The sequence below is a fragment of the Rhodococcus sovatensis genome, from assembly GCF_037327425.1.
GTDB classification, from domain to species: Bacteria; Actinomycetota; Actinomycetes; order Mycobacteriales; family Mycobacteriaceae; genus Rhodococcoides; species Rhodococcoides sovatense.
In genome coordinates this window covers 1,325,754-1,351,413 of the sequence record NZ_CP147846.1, presented here as the reverse complement: position 1 = coordinate 1,351,413, position 25,660 = coordinate 1,325,754, and the positions used below count along the sequence as shown (strand labels likewise).

Annotated in this window: 22 protein-coding genes, 1 tRNA gene and 1 pseudogene; 4 read left to right on the top strand and 20 right to left on the bottom strand. The window is 62.7% G+C overall.

Annotated features, from left to right (window positions below):
- Positions 1 to 41: 41 nt before the first annotated feature.
- A complete protein-coding gene (locus WDS16_RS06250) occupies positions 42 to 1,253 on the top strand; it encodes an IS4 family transposase (protein WP_338886338.1) in 1,212 nt (403 codons plus the stop codon).
- 256 nt (positions 1,254 to 1,509) lie between these two features.
- Here WDS16_RS06250 and WDS16_RS06245 read toward each other — a convergent pair whose 3' ends face one another.
- From WDS16_RS06245 to WDS16_RS06195, 11 genes and pseudogenes are all read right to left on the bottom strand, one after another.
- Positions 1,510 to 3,339 carry a phosphoenolpyruvate carboxykinase (GTP) gene (locus tag WDS16_RS06245; RefSeq protein ID WP_338891310.1) on the bottom strand — a complete coding sequence of 610 codons (1,830 nt, stop codon included), beginning with the start codon at positions 3,337 to 3,339 and terminating at the stop codon, positions 1,510 to 1,512.
- A 61-nt stretch (positions 3,340 to 3,400) separates the two neighbouring features.
- Entirely contained in the window at positions 3,401 to 4,621 is a 1,221-nt protein-coding gene (locus WDS16_RS06240; RefSeq protein WP_338886216.1) for an IS110 family transposase, read from the bottom strand.
- Positions 4,622 to 4,879: 258 nt separating this feature from the next.
- Positions 4,880 to 5,944, bottom strand: a complete 1,065-nt coding sequence (locus WDS16_RS06235) for a dipeptidase (protein WP_338891308.1) — start codon at positions 5,942 to 5,944, stop codon at positions 4,880 to 4,882.
- A 4-nt stretch (positions 5,945 to 5,948) separates the two neighbouring features.
- Entirely contained in the window at positions 5,949 to 6,950 is a 1,002-nt protein-coding gene (locus WDS16_RS06230) for an enolase C-terminal domain-like protein (RefSeq protein WP_338891306.1), read from the bottom strand.
- The gene (locus WDS16_RS06225) at positions 6,950 to 8,224 is read right to left on the bottom strand and encodes an ATP-grasp domain-containing protein (RefSeq protein ID WP_338891304.1); all 1,275 of its coding nucleotides are present in this window, start codon (positions 8,222 to 8,224) and stop codon (positions 6,950 to 6,952) included. The genes WDS16_RS06230 and WDS16_RS06225 overlap by 1 nt, the downstream gene beginning before the upstream one ends.
- On the bottom strand, positions 8,203 to 9,687 hold the full coding sequence (locus WDS16_RS06220; protein WP_338891303.1) for an FAD/NAD(P)-binding protein: 1,485 nt from the start codon (positions 9,685 to 9,687) through the stop codon (positions 8,203 to 8,205). The genes WDS16_RS06225 and WDS16_RS06220 overlap by 22 nt, the downstream gene beginning before the upstream one ends.
- A 123-nt stretch (positions 9,688 to 9,810) precedes the next feature.
- On the bottom strand, positions 9,811 to 9,936 hold the full coding sequence (locus tag WDS16_RS06215) for a hypothetical protein (RefSeq protein WP_338891302.1): 126 nt from the start codon (positions 9,934 to 9,936) through the stop codon (positions 9,811 to 9,813).
- A gap of 70 nt (positions 9,937 to 10,006) precedes the next feature.
- Positions 10,007 to 10,819 (bottom strand): DDE-type integrase/transposase/recombinase, encoded by an 813-nt coding sequence (locus tag WDS16_RS06210; RefSeq protein ID WP_338888726.1) that lies wholly within the window; start codon positions 10,817 to 10,819, stop codon positions 10,007 to 10,009.
- A 125-nt stretch (positions 10,820 to 10,944) separates the two neighbouring features.
- On the bottom strand, positions 10,945 to 11,445 hold the full coding sequence (locus tag WDS16_RS06205; protein ID WP_338891043.1) for a hypothetical protein: 501 nt from the start codon (positions 11,443 to 11,445) through the stop codon (positions 10,945 to 10,947).
- A gap of 59 nt (positions 11,446 to 11,504) precedes the next feature.
- Positions 11,505 to 12,273 (bottom strand): annotated as a pseudogene (locus tag WDS16_RS06200) (IS5 family transposase); the annotation flags it as partial.
- Positions 12,274 to 12,299: 26 nt separating this feature from the next.
- Positions 12,300 to 13,427 carry an MFS transporter gene (locus WDS16_RS06195; protein ID WP_338891301.1) on the bottom strand — a complete coding sequence of 376 codons (1,128 nt, stop codon included), beginning with the start codon at positions 13,425 to 13,427 and terminating at the stop codon, positions 12,300 to 12,302.
- A gap of 183 nt (positions 13,428 to 13,610) precedes the next feature.
- Here WDS16_RS06195 and WDS16_RS06190 point away from each other — a divergent pair, with 183 nt between their 5' ends.
- Positions 13,611 to 14,168 carry an XRE family transcriptional regulator gene (locus WDS16_RS06190; protein WP_338891299.1) on the top strand — a complete coding sequence of 186 codons (558 nt, stop codon included), beginning with the start codon at positions 13,611 to 13,613 and terminating at the stop codon, positions 14,166 to 14,168.
- Positions 14,169 to 14,657: 489 nt separating this feature from the next.
- Here the strand turns inward: WDS16_RS06190 and WDS16_RS06185 are convergent, their stop codons facing one another.
- A complete protein-coding gene (locus tag WDS16_RS06185; RefSeq protein WP_338891297.1) occupies positions 14,658 to 15,173 on the bottom strand; it encodes a helix-turn-helix transcriptional regulator in 516 nt (171 codons plus the stop codon).
- Positions 15,174 to 15,470: 297 nt separating this feature from the next.
- Positions 15,471 to 15,543 (bottom strand) — tRNA-Asn (locus WDS16_RS06180).
- 138 nt (positions 15,544 to 15,681) lie between these two features.
- Between WDS16_RS06180 and WDS16_RS06175 the strand changes: the two genes are divergently transcribed.
- The gene (locus WDS16_RS06175) at positions 15,682 to 15,930 is read left to right on the top strand and encodes a hypothetical protein (protein ID WP_068378814.1); all 249 of its coding nucleotides are present in this window, start codon (positions 15,682 to 15,684) and stop codon (positions 15,928 to 15,930) included.
- Here WDS16_RS06175 and dnaG read toward each other — a convergent pair.
- The 7 genes from dnaG to WDS16_RS06140 are packed head-to-tail and all read right to left on the bottom strand — an operon-like array spanning position 15,927 to position 23,412.
- Positions 15,927 to 17,858 (bottom strand): DNA primase, encoded by a 1,932-nt coding sequence (dnaG, locus tag WDS16_RS06170; RefSeq protein ID WP_338891294.1) that lies wholly within the window; start codon positions 17,856 to 17,858, stop codon positions 15,927 to 15,929. The genes WDS16_RS06175 and dnaG overlap by 4 nt on opposite strands.
- 41 nt (positions 17,859 to 17,899) lie before the next feature.
- Positions 17,900 to 19,177, bottom strand: coding sequence for a deoxyguanosinetriphosphate triphosphohydrolase (locus WDS16_RS06165; RefSeq protein ID WP_338891293.1), 1,278 nt, complete (start codon positions 19,175 to 19,177; stop codon positions 17,900 to 17,902).
- Positions 19,174 to 19,893 carry a YdcF family protein gene (locus WDS16_RS06160; protein ID WP_338891291.1) on the bottom strand — a complete coding sequence of 240 codons (720 nt, stop codon included), beginning with the start codon at positions 19,891 to 19,893 and terminating at the stop codon, positions 19,174 to 19,176. Before WDS16_RS06160 ends, WDS16_RS06165 begins: the two co-directional genes overlap by 4 nt.
- Positions 19,894 to 19,948: 55 nt before the next feature.
- Entirely contained in the window at positions 19,949 to 20,557 is a 609-nt protein-coding gene (locus WDS16_RS06155; RefSeq protein WP_338891289.1) for a response regulator transcription factor, read from the bottom strand.
- The gene (locus WDS16_RS06150; RefSeq protein ID WP_338891287.1) at positions 20,554 to 21,699 is read right to left on the bottom strand and encodes a sensor histidine kinase; all 1,146 of its coding nucleotides are present in this window, start codon (positions 21,697 to 21,699) and stop codon (positions 20,554 to 20,556) included. The genes WDS16_RS06155 and WDS16_RS06150 overlap by 4 nt, the downstream gene beginning before the upstream one ends.
- 22 nt (positions 21,700 to 21,721) lie before the next feature.
- Positions 21,722 to 22,504 (bottom strand): ABC transporter permease, encoded by a 783-nt coding sequence (locus tag WDS16_RS06145; protein WP_338891285.1) that lies wholly within the window; start codon positions 22,502 to 22,504, stop codon positions 21,722 to 21,724.
- Positions 22,501 to 23,412 (bottom strand): ABC transporter ATP-binding protein, encoded by a 912-nt coding sequence (locus tag WDS16_RS06140; RefSeq protein ID WP_338891283.1) that lies wholly within the window; start codon positions 23,410 to 23,412, stop codon positions 22,501 to 22,503. The genes WDS16_RS06145 and WDS16_RS06140 overlap by 4 nt, the downstream gene beginning before the upstream one ends.
- Before the next feature lie 116 nt (positions 23,413 to 23,528).
- Between WDS16_RS06140 and WDS16_RS06135 the strand changes: the two genes are divergently transcribed.
- Positions 23,529 to 25,580: a TPM domain-containing protein gene (locus WDS16_RS06135; protein WP_338891281.1), complete on the top strand. Its 2,052-nt coding sequence runs from the start codon at positions 23,529 to 23,531 to the stop codon at positions 25,578 to 25,580.
- Positions 25,581 to 25,660 lie beyond the last annotated feature (80 nt).

Below are 25,660 nucleotides of genomic sequence, written 5' to 3'. Positions count from 1 at the left end.
GCAATACCGTTCAGTTAGTGCTTCATCGGTTATGATGGGGTGTGCCTCGTAGCGGATGGGTGAAACCGGCCTCGGATCGTCGGTTGTCGGATCTGGTGTCGGTGGGGTTGTTGACCAGGGTGTTCCCACCGGATGTGGTGGATGCGGTGATTGCGGAATGCGGCCGGACAGAGCAGCGCAGTCGGACTTTGACTGCGCGGGTGACAACGTATTTCGCGATCGGTATGGCGCTGAATGCCGATGGGTCCTACGAGGAGGTGTTCGAGCAACTCACCGATGGGTTGTCCTGGTCCTCGGGATGGTCTCGATCTTGGGCGCCACCAACGAAATCAGCTATCTTTCAGGCTCGTTCACGCTTGGGTTCGGAGCCGGTTCAAGCGCTGTTCCAGAGGATAGCTCGCCCGGTGGCGGACGCTGCCACACCCGGTTCATGGCTTGCAGGGCGTCGGATGGTGGCCATCGACGGCACCTGCCTGGACCTGGCCGACACGCCCGCCAACGTCGAGCATTTCGGTAGACCGCCGTCCAGTCGCGGGGAACAGTCCGCGTACCCGCAGGCACGGTTGGTCGCGGTCGCCGAATGCGGCACCCACGCCCTCTTCGACGCCGCCGTCGGCGGGTGCACGACCTCGGAACGAGAGTTGGCAGGTGAACTCGTCGACCGACTCGAGCCCGGCATGCTGCTGCTCGCCGACCGCGGCTTCTATGGCTTCGAGATGTGGACCCGAGCCGCAGCGTCCGGAGCGGACCTGCTGTGGCGCGTCAAATCAACACTGTCGCCGAAGCATGTCGAGACCCTCGACGACGGATCCTGGCTGGCAACGATCATCCCCACCTCCGGCGCCCGACGTCAGCATCGAACACCGCTGACCGTCCGGGTGATCGACTACTCCCTCGACGACGGACGAGGCAACCCTGAGCAGTACCGGCTGCTGACCACGATCCTCGACCACACCGTGGCGCCGGCGGAAGAACTGGCTCTCGCCTACGCCCAACGCTGGGAAATCGAGAACACCTTCGACGAACTGAAAACCCATCAACGCGGAGCACGAGCAGTCCTACGGTCGAAATCCCCGCCATTGGTACTCCAAGAGATCTGGGGACACTTGTGCTGCCATTACGCCATCCGAACATTGATGGTCGACGCCGCGCGAGCAGGGGGACACGACCCCGACCGAACCTCGTTCGTTGCAGCTCTCCGGATCACGCGAAGATCGCTCTCGCACAGCTCTTTTTCCCCCTCACAACCATAAAGCGATAACCCGTTTGTGGGACCACGCTGTCGAGAAGCTGCAACGCCGAGTCAATCCCGCACGCCGACTACGAGCCAACCCACGCGTTGTCAAACGCAAAATCTTCAAATGGGCAGCCAAACGAGCCCACCACCAACACCATCCACAACCCATCACACCACCGCACTGCACCATTCTACGGCTCTAACTGAACGGTATTGAGGCTAAGAGTCGGGGTCGAGCCTCAGTGGGGCCAGTCGCTGGGTGGCTCACCCTATTACTGAATGTCGAAGCGCTGTTTGAGGGTGTCGAATTCGTCCTGAATACCGGTGGGCAGTTTTTCGCCGACGAAGTCGAACCACTCCTCGATCAGCGGGATCTCGGCCTTCCACTCGTCGACGTTCACCGCGAGTGCTTCTGCGACATCCTCGACCGTGGTGTCGAGTCCGGAGATGTCGAGTGCATCCGCCGTCGGAACGACACCGATGGGCGTTTCGACGCCTGCAGCCTTGTGCTCGATGCGCTCCACGATCCACTTCAGGACGCGGGAGTTCTCGCCGAATCCGGGCCACAGGAAGCGCTTGTCGTCGCCGCGACGGAACCAGTTGACGTAGAACACCTTCGGCAGCTTCGAATCGTCTGCATTCTTGCCGAGGTCGATCCAGTGCTGGAAGTAGTCACCGACGTTGTAGCCGAGGAACGGCAGCATCGCCATCGGGTCGCGGCGGATGGTACCGACCGTGCCCTCTGCTGCTGCAGTCTGCTCGGAACCGACGGTAGCGCCCATGAACACGCCGTGCTGCCAGTCGCGTGCCTCGGTGACCAGCGGGACGGTCGTCTTGCGGCGTCCACCGAACAGGATCGCCGAAATCGGCACACCCTTCGGGTCGTCCCACTCGGCCGCCATCGACGGGCACTGAGCCATCGGCACGCAGTAGCGCGAGTTCGGATGCGCTGCATCGGTACCCGACTCGGGTGTCCAGTCGTTGCCCTTCCAGTCGATCAGGTGATCGGGAGTACCTTCCAGGCCCTCCCACCACACGTCACCGTCGTCGGTCAGACCGACGTTGGTGAACACCGAGTTGCCCTGATCGATGGTCTTCATCGCGTTGGGGTTCGAGTCCCAGTTGGTACCGGGTGCGACTCCGAAGAAACCGAACTCGGGGTTGACGGCATACAGGCGCCCGTCCTCACCGAAACGCATCCAGGCAATGTCGTCACCGATGGTCTCGGCGCGCCATCCTGGGATGGTCGGCTGAATCATCGCCAGGTTGGTCTTGCCACAGGCCGACGGGAACGCCGCAGCGATGTAGTACGCCTTGTCCTCCGGCGAGATCAGCTTGAGGATCAGCATGTGCTCGGCGAGCCAGCCCTCGTCGTGCGCCATCGCCGACGCGATACGCAGCGAGTAGCACTTCTTGCCGAGCAGGGCGTTGCCGCCGTAGCCCGAGCCGAAGCTCCAGATCTCGCGATCCTCGGGGTAGTGCGTGATGTATTTGGTGTCGTTGCACGGCCACGGCACGTCGTCCTGGCCTTCGGCGAGGGGAGCGCCGAGCGAATGCAATGCCTTCACGAAGAATCCGTCTTCGCCGAGCTTGTCGAGCACAGCGGCACCCATGCGCGTCATCACGCGCATGGACACGACGACGTACTCGGAGTCGGTGATTTCGACGCCTAGCTTCGGATCCTCGGCGCCGAGCGGACCCATGCAGAACGGGACGACGTACATGGTGCGTCCGCGCATGCAGCCGCGGTAGAGATCGGTCATGAGACTGCGCATCTCCGACGGGTCCATCCAGTTGTTGGTCGGTCCGGCGTCGATCTCTTCCTTGGAACAGATGTACGTGCGCGACTCGACGCGAGCGACGTCCGACGGGTCGGAGTTGCCGAGGAACGAGTTGGGCTTCTTCTCGTCGTTGAGGCGGGTGAAGGTGCCTGCCTCGACCAGCTTGCCGGTCAGGCGCTCCCATTCGGCGTCGGATCCGTCAGCGAACACCACGGAGTCCGGTTCGGTCAGTTCGACTACCTGAGCAACCCAGGCAAGCAACTCGAAGTGCGTTGTGGGTGCGATACGGCTGATGTCGTTCAGGGCGATAGCTTTCGTCATCTAGTTTCCTCACATCGCGAGAAGCAGTCTCAGTGGTTAGACATCCCAGGGCCGTAATTTGTCAAGCGGCGGTGGGTTGTTGTTCAGTTCGGTGTGCCCAGGCGATGTGTTCGTCGTATTTGGTGCGATGTCGTAGGCAGCCGTGCAGTAGTCCGACGAGTCGGTTGGCGAGCGCGCGGAGTGCTTGGTGGTGGAGGTCCCCGGCGGTGCGGTGTTGGTCGTAGAACGCGCGAGCTCCCGGGCTTTGGCTTATGGCGCAGAATGCCCATTGGTCGATTGCGTCGTAGAGCCGCCGGTTGCGCACGTGCCTGGACAGAACGGCCCGTTTTTTGCCGGACGCGATCGTCAGCGGTGACGTTCCGGCGTAATTTTTGCGAGACTTGGCGGTGGTGTACCGGTTGACGTCGTCACCGAATTCACCGAGCACCCGGGCGCCGAGGATGACACCGAGTCCTGGCAGGGAGAGGTAGATGTCGGCGTCCGGGTGTGCTTCAAAATGGCGTGCGAGTTCGGCTTCGAGGTCGCCGATCTGACGGTTCAGTTCCGCGATCAGCGCTACCGCCGAGCGGGTGGTGGCCGCGAATGCAGCCGCAACGGGCGGCGGTGCTGCGAGGTGCTCGGTGCGTAGCGCAGCTTGGATCTCTGCAGCTCGTGATTCGATATTGCGTTGCCGCCCTGCCCTTTTCAGTATCGCTCGGATGCTCGCTGCACTCAGGTGTGCCGCTTCGGCGGGCGAGGCGGCACGCGAGAGGACGGCGACCGCGTCGCGGTGGTGGAGACTGTTGAATGCTTCGAGTGCGGCGGGGTAGTACTCGAGGAGCGCTGAGCGCAGTGCATTGATTTGTCGGTTGCGGGACCAGATCAGGTTCTGGTGCCCGCGGGCCAACACCTTGATCGCGGCGGCGTCTGCGGTGTCACCGGCGATGGTGCGGTGGTTGTGTCGGTCGGTGCGCACCAGGTCGGCCAAGAGTTTGGCGTCACCGGCGTCGGATTTCGCACCCGAGAGGTGGTGGCGGTCTCGGTAGCGTGCGGCGGCGAGCGGGTTGATCGCGTAGACGGTGTATCCAGCTGCGAGCAGAGCCGATACCCACATGCCTCGGTCGGTTTCGATGCCGACGACGACGTCGGCAGGTTCGCGGGCATGGGAGGCCACCACGTCGTGAAACCCGCTGATGCCTGCCAGACCTTCGGGTAATCGGCGGGACGCCAAACGTTTTCCGTCGGCGTTCATCACGTGGATGTCGTGGTGGTCTTCGGCCCAGTCGTCTCCTACGAAAATCACGGGCAGTTCTCCTCACGTCCGTTTCGGTCACTGGCGGTGAGCCTCGAGGGATCCGGACGGCGACCTAATGGATCAGTGCTCGACTGGCACGACACCCCATCAGCGTTCTGGGAACCCTCGCCGGCCGGTGGGGCCACGATCTAACCTTAGGAGTCGATCTTCTCTCCGGGGCCATATAGTGATCACCCACCAGCGGCTCGGTGATCAGCTTTCTCCGACTAACTTCGCTACTGTCGAAGACTCGCCGATCAAGTCCCATTAGGGACAGATCGAGTCGAGTAGGTCCAGGACGTTCGTCCGTTGAAGTTTGGCGATGTCGTCGTCGGGCCAGCCCCGACGCACCAGTTCGTCAGTCAGCAGCGGAAGCCCTGACGGGCCCTCGAGGCCGTCGATGGTTTCGATTGGATCGAAGTCGGCAAAACCCGGCCCCACAGTCGCTGGGGCGATCTCCGCGAATACTTCGGCGACGAAGTCGGGCCCGATCCCGATGTGGGAGGGCCCTGCTACCGACTTGATGTGCTCGACGTGATCGGCCAGCTGCCGGATCGTAGCTCCTGAGTGCGCGAGGAACGATGCCATGAAATTGACGCACACAACGCCGTTACGTTCTGCCACGCCACGAAGTTGTCGATCCGTCAGGTTGCGGTGGTGATCACGTAGTGCTCGGGCGGATGAGTGACTGGCGATGACCGGTCGCTCCGCCAGGTCGAGAACGTCATCGACACCTGCTGCACTCAGATGTGAGATGTCGAAGACCATCCCTAGAGCTTCGATTGTCCGTAGCGCATCCTTTCCCAGGGTTGTCAGTCCTCCGTGAGCAGAATCCTGGTCGCTGGCGTCGGCGAACGCGTTACGTCCCATGTGGACGAGTGAGATCATGCGCACCCCCAGTCGCTGAGCGTGCCCGAACAATTCCAAGTGCGGGGCGAACGCACCACATCCCTCGATCGCGAGCATGAGTGCGATTTTGCCGTCCACCCGTGCTCGATCGACTTCGGCGCGGTTGGTGCACAGGCGAACCGAGTCCGCGTTCTCCTCCGCGATCACGTGGGCCGCCTCGATCATTCTGAATATCTCTCGCAGTGAAGCTTCGCCGAACAGCGTGTGATCGACGTAAACAGCCAGAATTTGAACCCCGATACCGCCTGACTTCAACTGTGGAAGCCAGTTGTCACGAAAGTAGGGTCCCCACCGTTCGCGTGGACGTTTGACGACCAACATCAGCAGGTCGTTATGGGTGTCCACGATTTCCGTCGACCGTAAATCCCGATGGGGATCCTGGCCGTCGTGTTGTACCGATGTTGCTTCCGAAGCTATCGGCATCGTGCTATCCCCACAATTCGCTCTCGGGGGCATAGACGAGCCCGTTGCTGTATCCGATGGATGGCTCGACGTCCTGGCGCAGCCAGAGGTGGTTGTCCAGATCCACCCACTCTGCAGCGATGACGGCATGCATACCGACCGCGGTGGAGAGCGAGGATGCGGGGAGGCAGCCGACCATAATCCGCATGCCCCGATCTTGGGCGTCCTCGATGCACGCGAGAGCGGCGGTCAGGCCGCCGCACTTGTCGAGTTTGACGTTCACTCCATCGTAAAGTCTGACGAGCCTATCGAGATCTTCTGCTACGGAAAATGATTCGTCGGCAACAAGTGGGATCGGTGATTCGAACGATGCGAGGTCGGAGTCGGATGTGGGCGGCAAAGGTTGTTCGATCATCTCCACATCTGTTTCGTGCAGAGCCGGGAGGATACGTTCGAGTGCCGCCAGATCCCAGCCACCGTTGACGTCGACGACCAAGCGCGCATCGGGACGATGACGTCGAGTGATGCGAATTCGATCGACGTCGTTGTCCGACCCGAGTTTGAGTTTGAGCATCGGGTGCGCTGCAGTGCGTTCGAGCTCCGCCTCGACTGTGCGTTGGTCGCCCATCGAGATGGTGGTCATGACAATTTGTTGCTCCGGAACCTGTACGCCCAACTGGTCGCGGACTGAGATGCCGGTACGTTTGGCCGTGAAGTCGAACCAGGCGGCTTCGATTGCGTTCTTCACGGGCATGTTCCGTGATTGGTCGATGATTTCGTTCGGCGGTTTCCCTTCTTTCACAAGTGCTGCAGCAGATTTGAGAGCTGCGGATGCTTCTGCGGTGTCCGCGTCGAAGAAGCTCTCGAACGGAGATCCTTCGCCGCGGCCGCAATGCTGATCGTCGCGAAAGGTAACTCGAGCCAGAGTGCAGGTGTCGTCCGAAGCGCGCGAGTATTGGTACGTGGTCACTAGAGGGACGGTGACGAGTTCGGTGGACATGGTCAATGTCGGAGTCGTGATTGGCATCAGCCGACCTTTCTCGCGTCGAGGTCGAACAGTGAACCTTCGCGTACGAGGCGACGAACTCGACGGCAATCGCGGTGCACTTGTAACTCGTTGTCTGCTTGCAGATAGATGAATCCGTGTTGTCCTGTGGTGTCGCTCGATGGCAATACGACGTCACCCTTCACAGGAAGCCCGTAGAGGCCGACGACCGACGCGATGTCTTCGAGTCGGCTCAGACCGTCGGTGCCCGTTATGCGCCCGTCGGTGTCGAAGTGAACCCATACTATTGCCATCGGTCGATCGGGATGTTGGACCTGCTGGCGAGCAGCGAATTCGTCTGGTGTGCAGAGTGCTTGGGCCGTCAAATCTACTTGGGTGAACTCGAGTGATCGGCGGAACGGCACCTCTTCGATTGTCGCGCCCATCAACCGTGCCCCGGTTTCGATCATGCTCGGACCATCAGGGGTCAGTTTGAGTTCGGTGTGTGATGGTCCGTTGTCGATCCCGAGTGCCGACAGGGCCCGATTGTTGTACGTGATCAACTCGTCGAATCGATCGAAGGTAGGGGTGAGAAGAGTGTGCTGCACCATTCGTATGCCCTTGCCGGGGGTTCTCTCGAAGTCGAACTGCCACATGTCACTGGTGGTGTGGCGGCCCCGGTGACTGACGCTGTTCACGACGTAGATCGGTCCATCGAGATACGTTTGGGCGAGAACGTCGGTGTTCAACACGTCGAGGTAGTTGAGCTTGCCCACGATGGTCTCCGTCGCGATGGTGATCTGTTCCAGATTGTGGCAAAAGAACACGTCTTCGGAACTGGTCGACATCACAGGTTTGATGACGATTGGCCACTCCTGTTGGACTGTTGCCCACTGATAGATCTGAGCGGGGTCGGCGGAGCGGATTTGTTGAACCACAGGAAGACCCGCGGAACGGAGCTGCTCGATCATCAGATGCTTGTCTCGCCGCGCGGCACTGAGGCGGTGGACATTCCACGTCAGCCCCAGATGGTGGCAGAGCTCGTCAGCGAACAACACTCCTGACTCTGCGCCCGCGAGTACTGCGTCGACGCCGCGCTGGCGGAGTTGCCGCGCGATCACCTCGGGGGTGTCATGAGGTAGGGCCTCCCGGGCCCCGTGTCCGCTGCTTCGTTGCAAGATCTCGGGTGGCTGGGGGCTGCTGGCGATGTGAATGGTGTCCCCGCCCATGGCGTGGATGGCCGGGGCGAGGAGGCGGCCGGTCGAGTACCCATCGACGATGGCAATACGTGGTGTCATGTCATTGTCCCTATGCATGTCGAGATCGTTTGTCTGGTCAGGTCGTCGGCGAGCGAGGCTGCCTGCCTCGCAGAGGCATTGAAGTAGTTCGGTATGGCCAGTTGCCCTACTGCTGCAGGCCCGATCCGGTGTATGCGGGGGTCCGGCGGTCGGGACTCGGAGCTGCGAATGTTGCCAGGCTCTGCGCTGAGCCCGGTTGCATCGATCGCGACATCGAATGTCAGCGGACCGTTTTCGGATGCTAGACGAACGCTGGAGTGATCGAAGGTCAATGCGTCGCCGGCTCGAACGTAGCTCAGGCGCTGTTGCTCTTCGCTGGCGATCAGTCGGTCTGCGACCGAGCCGGGGATGGCCGATACGTACCGGAGTACGAACCGGTTGAACCAGATTGCCAGCTCGCGGCGCTGCTCAGGTGGGGTGTGAGGCCACACTGCGTTCGCTACTGTCACGGCGTTTCGATCGATGCGCTGCCACGCTGGGCGCGTTGATCTGGCGTGGTCGAGATCGTTACGTAGTTGCTCGGACGCAGTTGTTCCGCGCGTAGGAAAAAGAGACCCCAGTGGGTCGTGAAGCCGCAATTGCTCTTTCAGTAGGTGGCGCCAGCGCATCACCGCTCCGGGCAGGCCTGGCCCGAGTCGGTCGATCACCGTCGCAGTGGTGATCACAGTGGAGGGCGATTCCTTCATCTCGGTTCGTACGGCGGGCAATCGTCCGGTACGAGAAGCCATCGTCACTTCTGCATCAGGATTGAACTCATGAACCATCTGAGCAGCGTCGATCGCGCTTTGGCGCATTCCGAGTACAAGCACGCGTTTGGCTCTGTCGAGTTCGGCGACGTGACGGGGAGTCTCGTATGCACCCCACAACCGTCCGTGCGCCACCTTCTGCCGTCGAAGTGTCTGCACGGACGGGTGGAGTCCGGTGCAGACCACGGCCTCGTCGACCGGATAGGTTTCACCGCGGTCAGTGACGACATCGACTCCGGAGATAGTCGATTCGATCGCGCGCGCTGACGCCGGCACGTGGTCGACGTACACCCCCCGAGATTGCGCGTGAGCCAGAGCCGAGTGGAAATACTCAGCGAGGTAGGCGAGAAAGAGCCCACGAGGCAGATACGAGTGTTCGGTGATGCCGGTCGACGGCACTCCCCACCGTGCGGTGCAGACCGGGTTGCGCATCAGCCATTTCCTGAGGTGGTCAGGCTCTCTGGGTATCAGCGAGTTCACACCAACGCTGGTGTTGCACAGCAGATATTCCTCGTCCCTGTCGAACGCGATTCCCGAGGCCGGCAATCGCGGATCGATGATGAGTATTCGGTCGATGCCCTTCCACTGTCGTTCTGCTAGGTGCACTATCAGAGCCGTCCCGGCTGCACCGCACCCGACGATTGCAATTGATCCCATGTCTCCCCCTGCTCCCGTACCTGGTGTCAGTGCGGTGACGTTGCCACCGCTGCTGAGGTGTCCCGTCCGGCCAGCCATCCGCACAGCGTGAGCGGAACCATGACCGCCAGTAGCGCGAACAGCGGCGCGTTCCACGATCCGGACGCGCTGTGTATCGCACCCGCAGCAAGTGGTCCGAGCGCGGCGACTAGAGCGTGTCTCTTAAATTGGGTCCGTTTTCGTTTTCATCGCCGGGCCGTGGTTGTGGTTGCGGGAGTGCAGAACTGCCGCGCACAGGACAACGCCCCCGAGGAATGTCATGGCGTACTTGTCATATCGAGTGGCCACACCACGCCACTGTTTGAGCCGCCCGAAGCCACGCTCCGGAATAAATCAAGTCAAGTGAGACACCGGGCGTTCAGTTGATCTGGATTTCGAGTGCTGGTTCGTTGATGTAGACGACGTGCGGGATCTTCGGTGGTGTCGGCCGAGTCGAGAATCGGGCAGGGTTGGCGGCGAATGCTGCGGTGAGTGTGATCTGGCGGGCTTCGTCGATCGCCTCCGCGGTCCCGAAGTGTACCGATGCCGGGGTATGCCATCCGATGCCGGAGTGGTGATGAATGTGGTTGTACTCGTTGAAGAATCCCTCCAGGAAAGTTCGGGCATCATCAAGGGTGGCAAACGATTTCGGAAAGTCATGCAGATACTTCAACGTTTTGAACTGGGCTTCGGAGAACGGATTGTCGTTGGACACTCTGGGTCGTGAATGGGATCGGACGACTCCGAGAAACGTCAGTAGTTCCGACACGAGACCCGAGGTCATCGACGCTCCGCGATCGGCATGGACGGTGTGTGGTGTCGCGCCGTTGCGTTCGATAGCTTCGGCGATGAATTCTTCAGCTAGATCAGCGCTTTCGTGGGATGAGACGATCCAGGACGGGGTGTAGCGGGAGTAGATGTCGATCAGGACGTACAAGTGGAACCAGACGCCCTTGGATGGTCCTCGTAGCTTGGTGATGTCCCAGGACCAGACCTGCGAGGGTCCGTTTGCGAGGAGTTCGGGTTTGACCTTCGGCGGGTGTGTGGCCAGGCGTCGTCGTTCACGGTTCTGCCCGGCAGCGGAGGCGATGCGGTACATCGTCGAGGTTGAGCACCAGTAGTTTCCTTCGTCGAGTTCGCGGGCGTATATCTGACAGATCGCGAGGTCAGCATTGCTGTCGGAGTTGATCACCGCCAACACCTGTGCGCGTTCAGCGGCCGTGAGTGCCTGCCCGTTGTCGGGGACGCTGCGGCGTTGCTTGGGGCCCAGAACAGGTGGTTGCCGGCGGCGGTAGTGGGTGGCGCGGGAGCGACCGATCAGCGTGCACGCCGTTCTCGTCGGGACCGAGGCGGCACGGAGTTCGTCGAAGGTGGTGTCAAGGGCGTGGTCGGCGGCATCGGTGTGCCCGTGCTCTCGGAGATCGACTCCAAGAGCACATGCAGTTTTCCCATGATCTCCAGCGCGGCCTCCGTCTGCGTCAGCTGCTTCTCGAGGTGCGCGTTACGTCTGCTGAGTCGGTCGAATTCTTTGCGGTCGGCTGCGTCGATAGTATTGCGACTCTTGTCTTTACGTCGCTCAGTCGTGTCTGCAGGCGTGGTGTTGTCTCGGGTAGCGGACCATTCACGCAGCTGCGACTGGTAGAGGCCTTCGCGGCGTAGAACCGCCGATTTCTCGCCGAACGGGGCTGCGCGGTATTCGTCGATGATCTTGTTGCGGTACTCGGTGGTGAAAGTACGGCGGGTTGCTTTCGGTGCGGGGTCGATCGACTTGTCCGGCGGTACGGGCTTCGGGCTGCTCATCGGTGATGCTCCAGTCATGCCCTCAGGGTGTGCACTTCGTTTGCTGTAAGTGTCTCACTTGATCCTGGCAGAGAGGGCTCGACGGTGTTGCGGTGCTTGTACATCGTCGGATCGAAACCCGGTGGACGACCACCGGCGGACCCCTTGTCGGCCCGTCGCTGCTTCTGGTCGCTGCGCTCGGGAATGGTGTGTTTGATCTTGCGGCGACGCAGTTCGGTGCGGGTACTGGGATGGGTGTACGCCTTGTCGGCGAGCAATCGGTAGTCCTGGTCCCCACCGGCAGCTCGGTGGGCATCGAGCAACGGCACCAACTGTGGATTGTCCCCGGCTTGCCCACCGGTCAGCAGCATCGTCACCGGCGAGCACGTCAGGTCGGTCAGTGCATGGATCTTCGTGGTGAATCCTCCGCGAGATCGACCCAACGCGTGGTCAGCGGGTTCGTCGACGGATTTCTTGTAATTCGACAAGGCCCCCTGTGAGAGTGTCGGCTCGCGCACCGGCCGCATGCTGATGCGCCCGGACGCTGGTCGAGTCGATCGAGAGCACCGCCCCGATATCGCCGTCGAGTTCTTCCGGGTCGAGACCGAACACCTCGGCCACCGCGGCAAGCATCTCGTCGTAGGTGCCATCGAAGGACCATCGGTGGTGGCGTTTCCACACCGTCTGCCACGGACCGAAGTCCTCCGGCAGATCTCGCCACGGACACCCGGTACGGAATCGGTATGCGATGCCCTCCAGAATTCGCCGGTGCTCGGCGAACCGCCGCCCACGTTTTCCCACGTCGGTGGGTATCACTGGCTCGACGATCTCCCAGAACTCGTCACTGATCACTCCCACGCGCGTCATCGAAATATCATCGCTGACAGCACCTCTCAAATTTGGGAGACACGCTCTAGGTAGCCGATCGATTGAGCCATGGTCGACAGGCTCGTGGCAGTCGACGTGTCCGCAGATCGAAGATTGATCAATGTCAGCGCGAGCGAAAGTTGGCCTCCCTGGCCAAGTCCGAGCAGTATCGACCACACCACCGCTAGCTCGAGGTGCCCGACGAGAACGCCCACCAATTCAGCGACGGACAGTGCGACGACACCGACCGCGAGCAGGCTCTGTCGGCGAACACGAGCGGCCACGACGGGGATTGTGAGCGCCGTTGCGATACTCGATACCGACAACGCAGTCAGCAGTAAACCTGCGTTCTCGGCGCTTAAGCCGCGGTCCCGATATATCGTGGGCAGCCACGCAATCATCGAATAAGCGAGCAGCGACTGCAGTCCCATGAAACCGGTGACCGCCCACGCAACGCGTGATCGCAGCACAGCCGATTGCCATCGCGGCGCAGCCGTTCGGACCGCAGAGGTTCTCGCGCGGTCGATGTGATGATGACGCCGTGCGAGACGCGCCATGACCACCAGGGCTAGCGCAGCAGGTAAGCCCCACGCCACGAGGGTCATTCGCCAGTTGTGGAACAGGTATTGATCGAGCGGGATCGTCACTCCCGAGGCTATTCCTGCGCTCGCACTGACCAGTGCGGTGAACACCCCCGTCATCAACCCGATCCGGTGCGGAAAGAGCACGCGGATCAATATCGGACCGAGGACATTCGCGATTGCGATGCCAATTCCGGCCAGCAAGGTTCCGCTCACGAGAGCTGGCCACCACGGAGTGCCACGTAACCCGGTGCCCACCAGCACCAGAACCAGGCATGCGGTCAGCACGACGGGAACGGCAAATCGACGCACGGCGCGAGTGGCGGCGATGGCGAACACTCCCAGGCACAGGACCGGCCCGGTGGTCAAAAAGGCGGCTGCGCCTGCACCGAGATCGTAGGCCTGCCTGATCTCGGTGAGCATCGCTGATGCACTTCCGAACACCAGTCGAAGATTGAGGCCCAACAGAACAATTGCCGCCACCGCGGTAGTCACACCCACCGCTGACCCGGCAGTTCGCACCGAGACCTTCGGTGTGTCACCGAGCGTCTGCCGTGCCTCCACTTCGGTCATTTCCACTCCCCTCCATAGGTCGAACTCTGCCGAAAACCGCTCGTGGCGGCCAGGTCGTTCGTGAGCAAACCGAAGAGCCTGTTCCCGACGACCATTGCAGGGATGCGACAGCAAATCAACCCGTAGGGCAACATAATGACCTTTCAGGCAAGTTAATGGCGCACGCGGAGGTAGGATGAGCCCATGGCCGCCCAACCCACTGACGACAACTGGATCGGACGCAGAATTGCGAGTCTTCGCAAGGAGCGAGGTTGGACCCTCGCAGTCGTCGGACAACGGGTCGGCCTGTCCACTACGCAGCTGTCCCGGATCGAGTCGGGTGGGAGACAATCCTCGGTAGGCACGCTCATCGAACTCGCGCGGGTATTCGAGGTGACGCTCAGTGAGCTTGTCGCAGAAGAGTCGACCCGCTCGTTCCACCTTGTGCGCGCGGGAGAGCATGAACCTCGAGAGTCCGCAAACGGTGCAATGACCACTTTGTCGGGTAATTACCCAGGTCTGGATGCCGTCCTGTTGACTATCCAGCCATCGTCGAGTGCCCCAGTCGCCCAACACTCGGGTGAAGAATGGCTCTACATAGTGGACGGGTCCGTGGAAGTCACCATCGGAGACGAAAAATTATGCCTCGGGTCAGGCGATTCGCTCCATTTTCCTTCATCGAGCGCGCATTCCGTGCGCGCACTTGGCGATGTGCCCTCGCGTGCACTTCTCGTGTCCACGACCACGAAGCCGCAGCGCTAGCCACGCTTGCGCACGCCGGGCTCGGGGACGCCTCGCTCTCGCAACGCCCGGAATCGGCGAACCGGACGTGGCAACACATCGGACGGGCGGCACCGTCGAGCAAAGAGTAATTTACATCGCCCACCTCCAGATAGCCCCCATGGCGGTTCCAACGCTGTTACCCGCCTTCGTCATCTGCATCTAAACCTTTTGCTACACAGATCTTTAGGCGAAATCGGCCACCCGCCGAGGTTCCGATCGATTAACCTCGACTCACGCACCTTGGTTTGCGACGCTTCGGAAATGCAGGGATCAGTAGTCAAGCGCCTCATCGATCCAATACAGTCCGCACCAGTCGAGAGTTTGACGCCCTTACTCAATTCAATCGAAGGCCGCGTGACGCAATATTCTTCGATCGGACCAGCTCGCTCCTGGTGCGCATTTCGCGACGCCGGGATCCCAAAATTTGGTCTCTGCGAAGCAAGGACGCATCCCCACATCAGGTGTCGTTCACCTACTGCTCGACAATGCATCGACGACAGACTCCCACGCTGCCCGAACATCACGCGGCACAACCAACTCCGACCACACATCGACCAGAAGCACACCGTCGATATACCGCAGCACATCCTCCGGACGACCCTCGCGCAGCACGATCTCGTACAACCTGGCCCGCTCCACACGGTCCGCCAACCGGAACTCCTGACCCGGCGACGACCAGTTCAAATCCAGCGGCAACACCACAGTTCCCAAGGCATCGGCAATCGGCAACCGCGGCAACGACGTCGGCACCCGATACACACGACCACGAGCACTCGGCACATCCACGAACTCCACACGAGGCACAGCTTCGACGTCGAACCCAGCCTCCCCCAGCAAGCGTTCGAGAGTCTCCAAAGACGGTGACTTGCGGCCGTTCTCGTACGCCGACAACGTCGGACGCGACGTGTGTGCCCGACGCGCAAGCTCACCCTGCGTCAAACCAGCAGCACGACGCGCACGCTCAACGAGCCCATGTCCAGCCATGAACCGCTACCTCCTCCGTGCTACGTATCCAATTGGATACCTTACACCGGCGTGAGCGAAGTCTGCCCAGCGTGCGACGCCTACTGGAATCCGACTGTCAACGGACCCTCCACAAGATGAGTTACGGACGAGTTGTGGCAAGCCGTGACAAGCCGGCGAGCACAGACCGAACACCACCTGGTCGAGCTTCATGCGAGCCTGGGCGGATACCTGACCGTCCGACTTCGCCGCGACGTATCCAAATACGAAAAAGACCCTCTGTCCCGCACAGTCGTGCAGGTCAGAGGGCCTATCGCGCTCCCCCGGCTGGACTCGAACCAGCAACCGTCCGATTAACAGTCGGAAGCTCTGCCAATTGAGCTACAGGGGATTACCTCGGTGGCTTCGCACTCTCGTGCGGGCCGAAAGAAACAATAGCGCACACCCCCATGGGAGTACCAAATCGCCCTGTCCCGGCGGTGTCAGGCAGGATGGAGGGACCGCGCCCAGCTTCACTGAGAGGACTTTCATGATTCGTTTGGTTCTGGCTGCCGGAGCGGCCTACGTACTCGGAGCCAAGGCGGGTCGTGGGCGCTACGAGCAGATCCGTAAGACCGCTTCGGCCGTCGCGGGTAGCCCGGCTACGCGGAAGGTCATCGAGGTGGGCAGGCAGAAGCTGTCGGACTCGCTGAACACGCAGCCGAAGCTCGAGCCGATGAAGCCGATCGACGAGGATACGCAGCTGTACATCCCGCAGGATCAGCTCCGCAAGCGCTAACCGGCTTCGGAAGCGTCCTCGACGTTGCCGATTGCCTGTTCGAGCAGGCTGCGCCGGTACTGCTCGAGCGCGATCACATCGCCCAGCAGCGCGTAGTACTCGTCCGGATTGACCTGCGGTGACATTCGCTGCATCTTGGACTTCAGCTCGGCCACCTGTTCGCCCACCCACACTTCCTGCAGACGCGCGAGCACTCCGCCGATGTATCGCGTCAGCGCAATGTCTGCCACCGGGATGTGCTCGACGGCCAACTCCATCACAAGCGACTTCACGACAGGCGTCTCCGCACGCTTGGCGACGGCGTCGACCCACTCTCCCCCGCCGAGTCCCGCTGCGGTGCCCCCAGCTGCCGTCACGGCCTGACTGACGGCCGCGTACGCGGGATGAGTGAACGTCTCCGGCGGCAAAGAGTCGAACACCGAACCTGCGATCGCGGGATTCTGCAGAGCGGACTTGAGGGCCTCTCGCTGCGGCCACAACGACGGATCTTTAGGCTGCGGACGCACCGGGCCTGCAGGCACCTCGGGCGTCGGGGCCTGACGCTTCTCGAACGGGACACGCTTCCCCTTCGCGTCGCCACCGCCGCGGGCATTCTTCTTCGCTTCGTCCCGCACCCGGGCAAGCACCATTGCCGTGTCATCCCAGCCGGTCCACCCGGCGAGCTGACGCGCGTACTCGTCGCGCAGTGATGCGTCCTTGATACGGGCGACGACCGGTACCGTCCGACGAAGCGCCTCGACACGTCCTTCTGGGGTGTCGAGGTCATGTTCGCTCAGAAGCGATTTGACGACGAACGCGAACATCGGTGTACGGCGCGCAACCAGATCACGGACGGCACCGTCACCGGACTTCTGTCGCAGCTCGCACGGATCCATGCCGTCGGGCGCAACCGCAACGAACGTCTGACCGGCAATCTTCTGATCACCTTCGAACGCCTTCATCGCAGCGGCCTGCCCGGCAGCGTCACCGTCGAAGGTGTAGATGACTTCGCCGCGAAAGTAGCTGTCGTCCATCATCAGTCGCCGCAGCATTGCGAGGTGATCTTCACCGAACGCCGTACCGCACGACGCGACCGCAGTCTTGACGCCGGCGAGGTGCATCGCCATGACGTCGGTGTAGCCCTCGACGATGACGGCCTGATGCGATTTGGCGATGTCCTTGCGCGCGAGATCGAGCCCGAACAACACCTGAGACTTCTTGTACAGCATGGTTTCCGGCGTGTTGATGTATTTGCCGGGCATGGTGTCGTCATCGAAGAGCTTGCGCGCACCGAACCCGATGACGTCCCCGCTCTGGCTTCTGATCGGCCACACGAGCCTGCGCCGGAACCTGTCGATCGGGGTGCCGCGCTTGCCCGGTGTCGCCAGGCCTGCGTCGATGATCTCCTTGGCCTCGAAGCCGCTGGAGAGCAGATGCTTGGTCAGGGTGTCCCAGCCGTCGGGCGCGTATCCGCAGCCGTACGTCAGCGCTGCCTGGCCGTCGAAGTTGCGTTCGGTGAGGTAGTCACGGGCTGTCTGCGCGTCGGGTTCGCGTAGTCGAGCAGCGTAGAACTCCTGTGCTGCGGAGTTCGCCGCGATCAGCCGCGCTCGTGTCCCTCGGTCACGTTGGACCGAGGGCCCTCCGCCCTCGTAGGTGATCGAGTAGTTCAATCGGTCCGCGAGTTGCTCGACGGCCTCGACGAAGGAAATGTGTTCGATCTTCTGGAGGAAGGAGTAGGCATCACCACCTTCACCGCAGCCGAAGCAGTGAAAGTGCCCGTGGTTGGGACGAACGTGGAACGACGGCGACTTCTCGTCGTGGAACGGGCACAGGCCCTTCATCGAGTCGCCGCCCGCGCGCTTGAGAGAGACGTAGTCACCGACGACGTCTTCGATCCGTGTGCGTTCGCGAATGGCGGCTATGTCACGTTCAGGAATTCGGCCGGCCACACGGGCAGTCTAGTCCTGTCCTCAGCCTCCGGAGAATCAGATCAGCCCCAGCTGGCTTGAGCTCCGAGACTGCGCTTGTCGATCAGTTCGAGCCTGCTTTCGGTGTACGACGCGATCTGATCTACCACCACCCGTGTCCGCTCCCCGTCACTGTCGGCTCGGTTCCAGGCCGGGACGAATATCGGGTCCAACTCCCCCGGCGCTGATCTCTGCAGCCACTCCGCGACCCGATGAATTCGGTCACGCTGGCGTTCCTGACGGATCTTGTGCCCGGCGTCGGACATCACGTACCGCAGCGCCATCGTCTTGAGCAGCGCTACCTCGGCTGCGACGATCGGCGGGATCACCAGGTCGGCGTCGTATCTGGCCAGAGGCTCTGTTCCCCGTCGGCTGCGGGTGCCGTTGATCGCAGCGGTTGCGAACCTGCCGACGAGCTCACTCGTCAAATGCTTGAGCGCGACCGATGCCGCCAAGGTGCCGTCGAACTGACCCACAGTCGTCACTACGGGCATCCGTGACAACCGGTCCGCCGCTTCGATGAGTTCGTTCACGTCGAGGCCCCGGAATTCTCGGACACCCAGTTCGGCCAACTCGCGCTGCTCGGCGGGAGCACCCAGTGATCGCAGGGCGATACGACCGTCGATAACACCGTCCTCCACATCGTGCACCGAGTACGCGACATCGTCGGCCCAATCCATCGACTGTGCTTCGAGGCACTTGCGACGCTCGGGCGCACCGTCACGAACCCAGTCGAGGATGGCGGCATCGTCGTCGTAGGCCCCGAACTTGGCGCCGGGTGACGGGCGTAGCCACGGATATTTCGTCGCCGCGTCGAGTGAAGCGCGCGTCAAGTTGAGTCCGACGCTTTGGCCGTCGGCGTCGAGGATCTTCGGTTCGAGCCCGGTGAGGATTCGCAGATTCTGTGCGTTGCCTTCGAATCCGCCGCAGTCGACTGCGACCTCGTCGAGGGCCCGTTCGCCGTTGTGACCGTAGGGAGGGTGCCCAATATCGTGCGCAAGCCCGGCCAGGTCGACGAGGTCCGGATCGCTGCCGATTCCCTCGGCGATGCTCCGGCCGATCTGCGCGACCTCGAGCGAATGCGTCAGCCGGGTACGGGGAGTGTCCCCGTCGCGCGGGCCGGTCACCTGCGTCTTGTCGGCCAGCCGCCGGAGCGCCGCGCAGTGCAGCACCCTCGCACGATCTCGCGCGAAAGCGCTACGGTGCGAAGCATTTTCCTGCGCACTGTTCAGCCCAGCCGTCTTCGGCGCCTCGGTGACGAAGCGCTGGACGTCGTGATCGATGTAGGTACCCACCGTCATTGCCCTGCCGTGTACGCGAAGTCAGCGGTGAAGTGCGTCAATTGGTACCACAGGAGCGCGCCTGTCTCGCGCGCGATGCCGTGTGCCTGCGATTCACGCGTGTACACCGCGGGTCCGGTGCGGGTCGGGGACGTCCATGCGTCCAACCCGGCGTCCCGTGCCATGGTGCGCGTGCGGAGCGAGTGCCACGGATCTGACACCAGCACCACCGACGACTTGCCCTGTGCACGTAAGGTTTCGCTGACCGCTTCGATACTTTCGAGCGTGTCCGAACCCTGTTCGACGGCGGTGATCTGATCAGCCGGCACGCCCTGGTCGATGAGGAACATCTTTCCCGACGCAGCCTCGGTGTACAGATCGCCTTCCTGCTTGCCTCCGACTGTCACGATCTCGGGAGCCACACCCTCCTCGAACAACGACGCTGCCTGAGACAACCGCGCCTCGAACACCGATGACGGCGTTCCGGAGTACTGCGCGGCACCGAGGACGACGATTGCGTCCGCCGTCGTCTTGTCGTCGATTCGGGCAACGTGCCACACCCGGACCGCGGTCCCACCGACGACCAACAACCCCATCAATACGACGCCTACGACGAGTCGCGTCGTCCACCGACCGAGCGTGCCGAAGAAGCCGAGCCGCGGAGGTTCGGGTTCGGAATAGTCGTACGAATCCCCATATGGGTCGCCGTACTGATCGCGGTCGAGAGTCGGGTTCACCCCTCGAGTTTGCCAGTCCACCCGCGCGGCCGATGCTCGGGCGCGCGGGCGACCGTCACAACCACCCTCGTTCCTCCGCCACCCGGACTGCTTCGGCGCGAGTCGTGGTGCCCGTTTTTCCGATGGCAGCGGACAGATGATTGCGGACCGTGCCCTCGGACAGGTGCAGCGCCGCGGCCAGTCGCGCGGCCGTCCCACCTGCTGCCGCGGCCCGAAGAACTTCGTGCTCGCGCGCGGTCAGCGGCGAGATTCCCTCGGTCAGCGTCTCGGTGGCAAGCGTCGGATCGACCACGCGCAGACCCATGTCGACCCGGCGGACCGCGTCGGCCAATTGTCTCGCCGGGGTGTCCTTGACGACGAACCCGTCGGCGCCGGCATCGATCGCGCGACGCAGGTACCCGGGCCGTCCGAACGTGGTGACGATCATCACCCGGCAGCTCGGCACGTGCTTTCGTAACTCGGCGGTCGCCGCGATCCCGTCCAGTCCCGGCATTTCGACGTCGAGCAAGGCGACGTCGGGACGGTGTTCGAGAGCGGCGGCGACAACCTCGTCGCCGCGTCCCACTTCTGCGACGACCTCGAGATCCGACTCGAGGTCCAGCAGTGCGGCCAGCGCACCGCGGACGAGGGCCTGATCGTCGGCCAGTAACAACCTGATGCTCATCGGCACTCCACCTCGACTGTGAATCCCCCGGTCCCCGATCGTCCGACGGTCAGTGTTCCGTTCGCGGCTTTCACGCGTTCGGCGAGCCCGCGCAAACCGTTGCCGATACTGCCGTCGTCGTTGATACTGCCGTCGCCAGGGCACTGTTCCGAGACACCGGCCCCGTCGTCGGAAATCTCGATGCGTGAGGCCTGCACGTCGACACGGCAGCGCCTCGCACCGCTGTGCCGAATCACGTTGGTGACGGCTTCGCGAAGGGTCCACCCGAACAATTCGCGGTTGCGCAGCGGGACAAGATCTGCGTCGAGCGGCAGATCGGCGTCGATTCCAGCGGAGGCGAGCGCGGTGCGCGCATTTGCGAGCTCGACCGCGACGTCGACCTTGCGTAGTCCACCGACCGTCGATCGAACATCGCTGAGGGCTTCGCGGGCAAGCGCTTCCACCTCGCCGATCTCGACGGCCGCGCGCGCTGGGTCGATCTCGATCAGTCGTCCCGCCAATTCGGCTTTGACGGTGATGACGGTGAGCGAGTGGCCGAGGATGTCGTGAACGTCACGGCTGACGCGCTCGCGTTCGGCCACGATGGCGAGGTCGGCCAGCTGCTGGCGGGCGACAGCGAGTTCGTGGTTGCGCTTGAACACCTGCGTGATGCCCCATGCTGCAACCGCACTGATGACGAGTTGAAAGGCGAAGAACGAGCCGGGATCCCAGTCGGGAACGATACGGGGAACGACCTCGATCACCACGACGAGAACGGCCACCGAGGCCCATGCCTGACGCGTCGGCAGGGTCATCATCGCAAGGACGGCCATGTAGATCGTCGCCCCGAACGACTGGCTTCCGATCATGACGGCCAGGACCACGATCAACGAGCCCATCACGATCAACCCGAACCACGCCCAGCGAATGTCGAGTGCTCGTCCTGATCGATTGGCGGTCCGGAATCCCCAGATGACGATGAGGAACGTGGCTCCGAACGCGACGACGGCCGCAGATCCGAGAACCTTCTGCCACAGGTGCGGAAGTGCCAGCACCTCCCCGAGCGGATACGCGAGGTAGAACAGCCAGATCAAGCCGAAAACCCAGCCGAAGCGGAACATCCGACCGATCCCCTCGGGTGCACTCACCTCGACTGGGGTCATGGTGCTCACGCTAGTACCCCGTTCACACACGCTTCGTATCACGACGGAACAGGACTGCAGCGCCGGAGATGAACAACCCTGCCCACACGAGGAGATTGATCACGGCGACTGCAAGGGTGCCGAACGAGGGCTCGGTGAACGGAGCCCGCGCAACGGCCGCGAGACCGTACAGCGGGGTGAACTTGGCGATGTCGGCGAACCAGCCGCTGTCCGCGAGTGGAACGAACAGCCCACCGGCGAAGGCCAGGACGGCGAGAACAGGTCCGAGAATCTGCATCACGTTTTCCGACGGCAGCAGATATCCCATGAACAATCCGAACGCCGCGAACACCGAACTGCCAAGCCAGGCGATGATGCCGCTGGACACCCAGACCCAGATCGGCATGTCCGCCCCGAAGCCTGCAGCGACCGCGAACACGACGAGCACCGATGCGAGGCCCATCGTCATCGCGACGATCATCTTGGTCACGATGTACGCGACAGGGCGCAACGGCGTCAGGCGCAGTTGCCGACTCCACCCCTGCGCGCGCTCGACCGACACCATTGCGCCGCCGCTGGTGGCCGCGAGCATTGCGCCGTAGACGGCCATGCTGATCGCGACGAACGCCGTCACGTTTCCGTGCGCGAATGCGTAGTTGCTGGTGAAGTCGGATTGGGTTCCGAAGATCACGAAGAACACCGGCGGCATCACCAAGGTGAACACAACCGTCCGACGGTTGCGGACCAGCCTCTTGATCTCGAGGCCGAGAAAGGTCGGGCTGAAGCCGCCGAGGGTGAGCGTGCGGTTCTGAGTCAGCGTGGTCATCTTGTGCTCCCTACGAGATCGGCGGATCGGTCGGTGGTCAAAGCGAGGAACGCGTCTTCGAGGTTCTTGGATACGATTTCGAGGTCGACAGCTCCGTTGTTCAGCAGGTATCGCGCAACGGTGTCGGAGTCACGGCCATGGACGATGACCCGTTCGCCTCGCGTCTCCACCTGGTCGACGCCCGGAAGGTGTAGCAGCGCGGAAGCATCGATGGACGGGGCTGTGGCGGTGACGGTACGACCGGAGGCGAGGTTCTTGACCTCGGCGGCACTCCCGTCGGCGACGATCCGTCCGTGCCGCAGCAGCACGATGCGATCGGCATAGGCATCTGCCTCGTCCAGGTAGTGCGTAGCGAACAGAACGGTTCGGCCGCCACGTGCGTCGTGCCTGATCGCGTTCCAGAAGTCGCGTCGACCTTCGACGTCCATTCCGGTTGTCGGTTCGTCGAGGATCAGTAGATCCGGTTCCGGCAACAGTGCCAGCGCGAACTTGAGCCGTTGCTGTTCACCGCCAGAGCACTTCGCGACACTCCGGTCTGCGATCGCGGTGATGCCCGCGCGCTCCATCACGCTCTCGACTGGCTGGGTGCGCGGAAAAAGGGAGGCGGTGAGGCGGATCGTCTCGCGGACGGTCAGATCTCGAATGAGTCCGCCCGACTGCATCACCGCCGAGATCCGCCCAGCGCTGATCGCGTCGGCCGGTGGGGATCCGAATACCTGGGCCGTACCCGAATCGGGCTTGGCCAGCCCGAGCATCATGTCGATGGTCGTCGTTTTGCCCGCACCGTTGGGGCCGAGGAAGGCAACCACCTCACCGGGTTCGATTGTCAGGCTCACGTCCGCCACGGCCTGTACCGACCCGTAGGACTTGCTCAGGTGCTCCAGATGCACTGCGGGTGTCGTTGTCATGAGAAGAACTTTGCTACTCCGGCAGCTCCCGGACCTCGATCGAGCGTCACGATTCCGTCATGACAAGTGTCATGGGGAGTGATCACCCCTCCCTGCTGCCGGTAGATTCAGTTCTCATGGCAGTCGATCAGGCAAAGCACGGTCCCGTTGTCTCCAGAGTCCAGCGATTGCTCGCCCTCGGTGCTCTCATCGCGATCGTCGCTCTTGCGGCACTTTTCGGCGCCGCGGGGACTGCGACGGCCGAGCCCCCGTCACGGCTGGCCGGCCAGATAACCGACAACGTCGAGGCCCTCGACGACGGACAGCTCGCCGACGTGCAGGCCGCGATCGACGATGTGTACAACGCGGATCGGATCCGTCTCTGGATCGTCTACGTCGCAGATTTCGACAACCTCGAACCAAGCGAATGGGCCGACGCAACCGCCCAAGCCAGCGGTTTCGGAGACAGGGACGCATTGCTCGCGGTCGCGACCGTCGACCGGTCGTACGCGACGTGGGTGTCCAACGGTCTCACCGAAATCACTCAATCGGAGATCGACGAGCTGCAAACCGACAACATCGAACCCGCTCTGCGCGAAGAAGACTGGGCAGGTGCAGCGATCGTCACTGCAGGAACACTGGGCGACGCCTATGCATCCTCCGGGTCCAGCGGATCCAGTACCCCCTGGCTCATCGGCGCAGGAGCCGTTCTCGTCGCGGGCGGCGGGGCGGTCGTTTATTCGTCGCGACGCAACAAGGCGCGTCAGAAGGCCGGAATCGAAGCGGCGAACAGCATCGATCCCACCGACACCGCGTCGCTTACGGCGTTGCCACTCGACATCTTGGATGCCCGAGCACACTCCATGCTCGTGGAGACCGACAACGCAGTCCGCGCCAGCGAAGAAGAGCTCGCGATTGCACGATCGGAGTTCGGCGACACCACCGCAGGGCCGTTCATCACCGCGTTCGAGGAGGCTAAGAAGGCGCTCGGCTCGGCGTTCCAAGTTCGCCAACGTCTCGACGACGCCATCCCCGAGACGCCGGATCAACGCCGTTCGATGCTGATCCAGATCATTTCGTCGTGCGGGCGGGCTGATCACGAACTCGATTCGCGTGTAGCCGAATTCGAGTCGATGCGCGATCTCTTGATCAACGCCGATACGAAGCTCGACTCCCTGACACAAGCTGTCGTCGAACTGACGGTCCGAGTGCCGGAGTCGGAGAAGATTCTGGCCCAGCTGCAGACCGAGTTCGCGCCGCCTGCGCTCGCCTCGATCTCGTCGAACATCGTGATGGCCCGTGAGGACATCGAGCTCGCCGAGAGCAACATCGCGGTGGGCCGTGACACCGCTGCGAAACCCGCCGGCCAGCAAGGGCAACTCGTCTCGGCTGTGCGGACCGCCGAAAAGGCAGTCGACCAAGCCCGAGCGCTGCTCGACGGAGTCGACCACGCGCAGAACGACATACGCAACGCGATCGCGACACTTCCCGCAGCAATCGAGGAGGTCCGCCGCGACCTCGCGAACGCCGATTCGTTGGCCAAGCACGGCGGCAACGAGCTGCAGAGTGCACGCGCCGCCGCCGAGCAAGCCCTTCGCAACGCCGAGGCGTCGCAATCCTCGGATCCCCTCGGGAGCTACACGCAACTCGTCGCGGCCGATCGACATCTCGACGAGGTGATCGAGGACGCCACCGAAGCGAAGACCCAGGACGACCTGCAACGCGCACGCCTCGCACGTGACCTCGGCGCTGCCCAGTCGCAGATCACCGCAGCGAGGGACTACATCTCGACCCGCCGCGGTGGCGTCGGAGCCCAAGCGAGGACGCGTCTCGCCGAAGCAGAGCGCCACTTCGAGGCTGCCCGACGGCTCGAGTCCACCGATCCCGCACAGGCACTGCAACACGCCCAGGCCGCAGCGGGGTTGGCCGCGCAGGCGTCGCAGACCGCGCAGGCCGACGTTGCGAGCTGGGAGGACAGCCGTCGACCACGTGGAGGTAGGGGCTCGGGAGGTGGCACCGCGGGCGCCGTTCTCGGTGGAATCCTGATCGACAGCATGCTGCGCGGTAGCCGTGGGGGCGGCTTCGGTGGCGGCGGCTTCGGTGGCGGCGGCTTCGGTGGCGGCGGTGGCTTCGGTGGAGGTGGCGGGGGCTTCGGTGGCGGCGGGCGCTCGGGCGGCGGCCGGTTCTAGGCGCGCGTAGGCGACTCCCGCGCGCACAATCGAGGCGGCCGGATCCGGCGTGCCTCCCAAGGTCGTGAGCAATGCGTACA

Excerpts from the sequence above, each read along its gene's own strand:
- WDS16_RS06245 (WP_338891310.1), bottom strand. The coding sequence starts at position 3,339 with ATGACGAAAGCTATCGCCCTGAACGACATCAGCCGTATCGCACCCACA.
- WDS16_RS06235 (WP_338891308.1), bottom strand. The coding sequence starts at position 5,944 with ATGCCGATAGCTTCGGAAGCAACATCGGTACAACACGACGGCCAGGAT.
- WDS16_RS06230 (WP_338891306.1), bottom strand. The coding sequence starts at position 6,950 with ATGCCAATCACGACTCCGACATTGACCATGTCCACCGAACTCGTCACC.
- WDS16_RS06225 (WP_338891304.1), bottom strand. The coding sequence starts at position 8,224 with ATGCATAGGGACAATGACATGACACCACGTATTGCCATCGTCGATGGG.
- WDS16_RS06220 (WP_338891303.1), bottom strand. The coding sequence starts at position 9,687 with ATGGCTGGCCGGACGGGACACCTCAGCAGCGGTGGCAACGTCACCGCA.
- WDS16_RS06205 (WP_338891043.1), bottom strand. The coding sequence starts at position 11,445 with ATGACTGGAGCATCACCGATGAGCAGCCCGAAGCCCGTACCGCCGGAC.
- WDS16_RS06195 (WP_338891301.1), bottom strand. The coding sequence starts at position 13,427 with ATGACCGAAGTGGAGGCACGGCAGACGCTCGGTGACACACCGAAGGTC.
- WDS16_RS06190 (WP_338891299.1), top strand. The coding sequence starts at position 13,611 with ATGGCCGCCCAACCCACTGACGACAACTGGATCGGACGCAGAATTGCG.
- WDS16_RS06185 (WP_338891297.1), bottom strand. The coding sequence starts at position 15,173 with ATGGCTGGACATGGGCTCGTTGAGCGTGCGCGTCGTGCTGCTGGTTTG.
- WDS16_RS06175 (WP_068378814.1), top strand. The coding sequence starts at position 15,682 with ATGATTCGTTTGGTTCTGGCTGCCGGAGCGGCCTACGTACTCGGAGCC.
- WDS16_RS06165 (WP_338891293.1), bottom strand. The coding sequence starts at position 19,177 with ATGACGGTGGGTACCTACATCGATCACGACGTCCAGCGCTTCGTCACC.
- WDS16_RS06155 (WP_338891289.1), bottom strand. The coding sequence starts at position 20,557 with ATGAGCATCAGGTTGTTACTGGCCGACGATCAGGCCCTCGTCCGCGGT.
- WDS16_RS06150 (WP_338891287.1), bottom strand. The coding sequence starts at position 21,699 with ATGACCCCAGTCGAGGTGAGTGCACCCGAGGGGATCGGTCGGATGTTC.
- WDS16_RS06145 (WP_338891285.1), bottom strand. The coding sequence starts at position 22,504 with ATGACCACGCTGACTCAGAACCGCACGCTCACCCTCGGCGGCTTCAGC.
- WDS16_RS06140 (WP_338891283.1), bottom strand. The coding sequence starts at position 23,412 with ATGACAACGACACCCGCAGTGCATCTGGAGCACCTGAGCAAGTCCTAC.
- WDS16_RS06135 (WP_338891281.1), top strand. The coding sequence starts at position 23,529 with ATGGCAGTCGATCAGGCAAAGCACGGTCCCGTTGTCTCCAGAGTCCAG.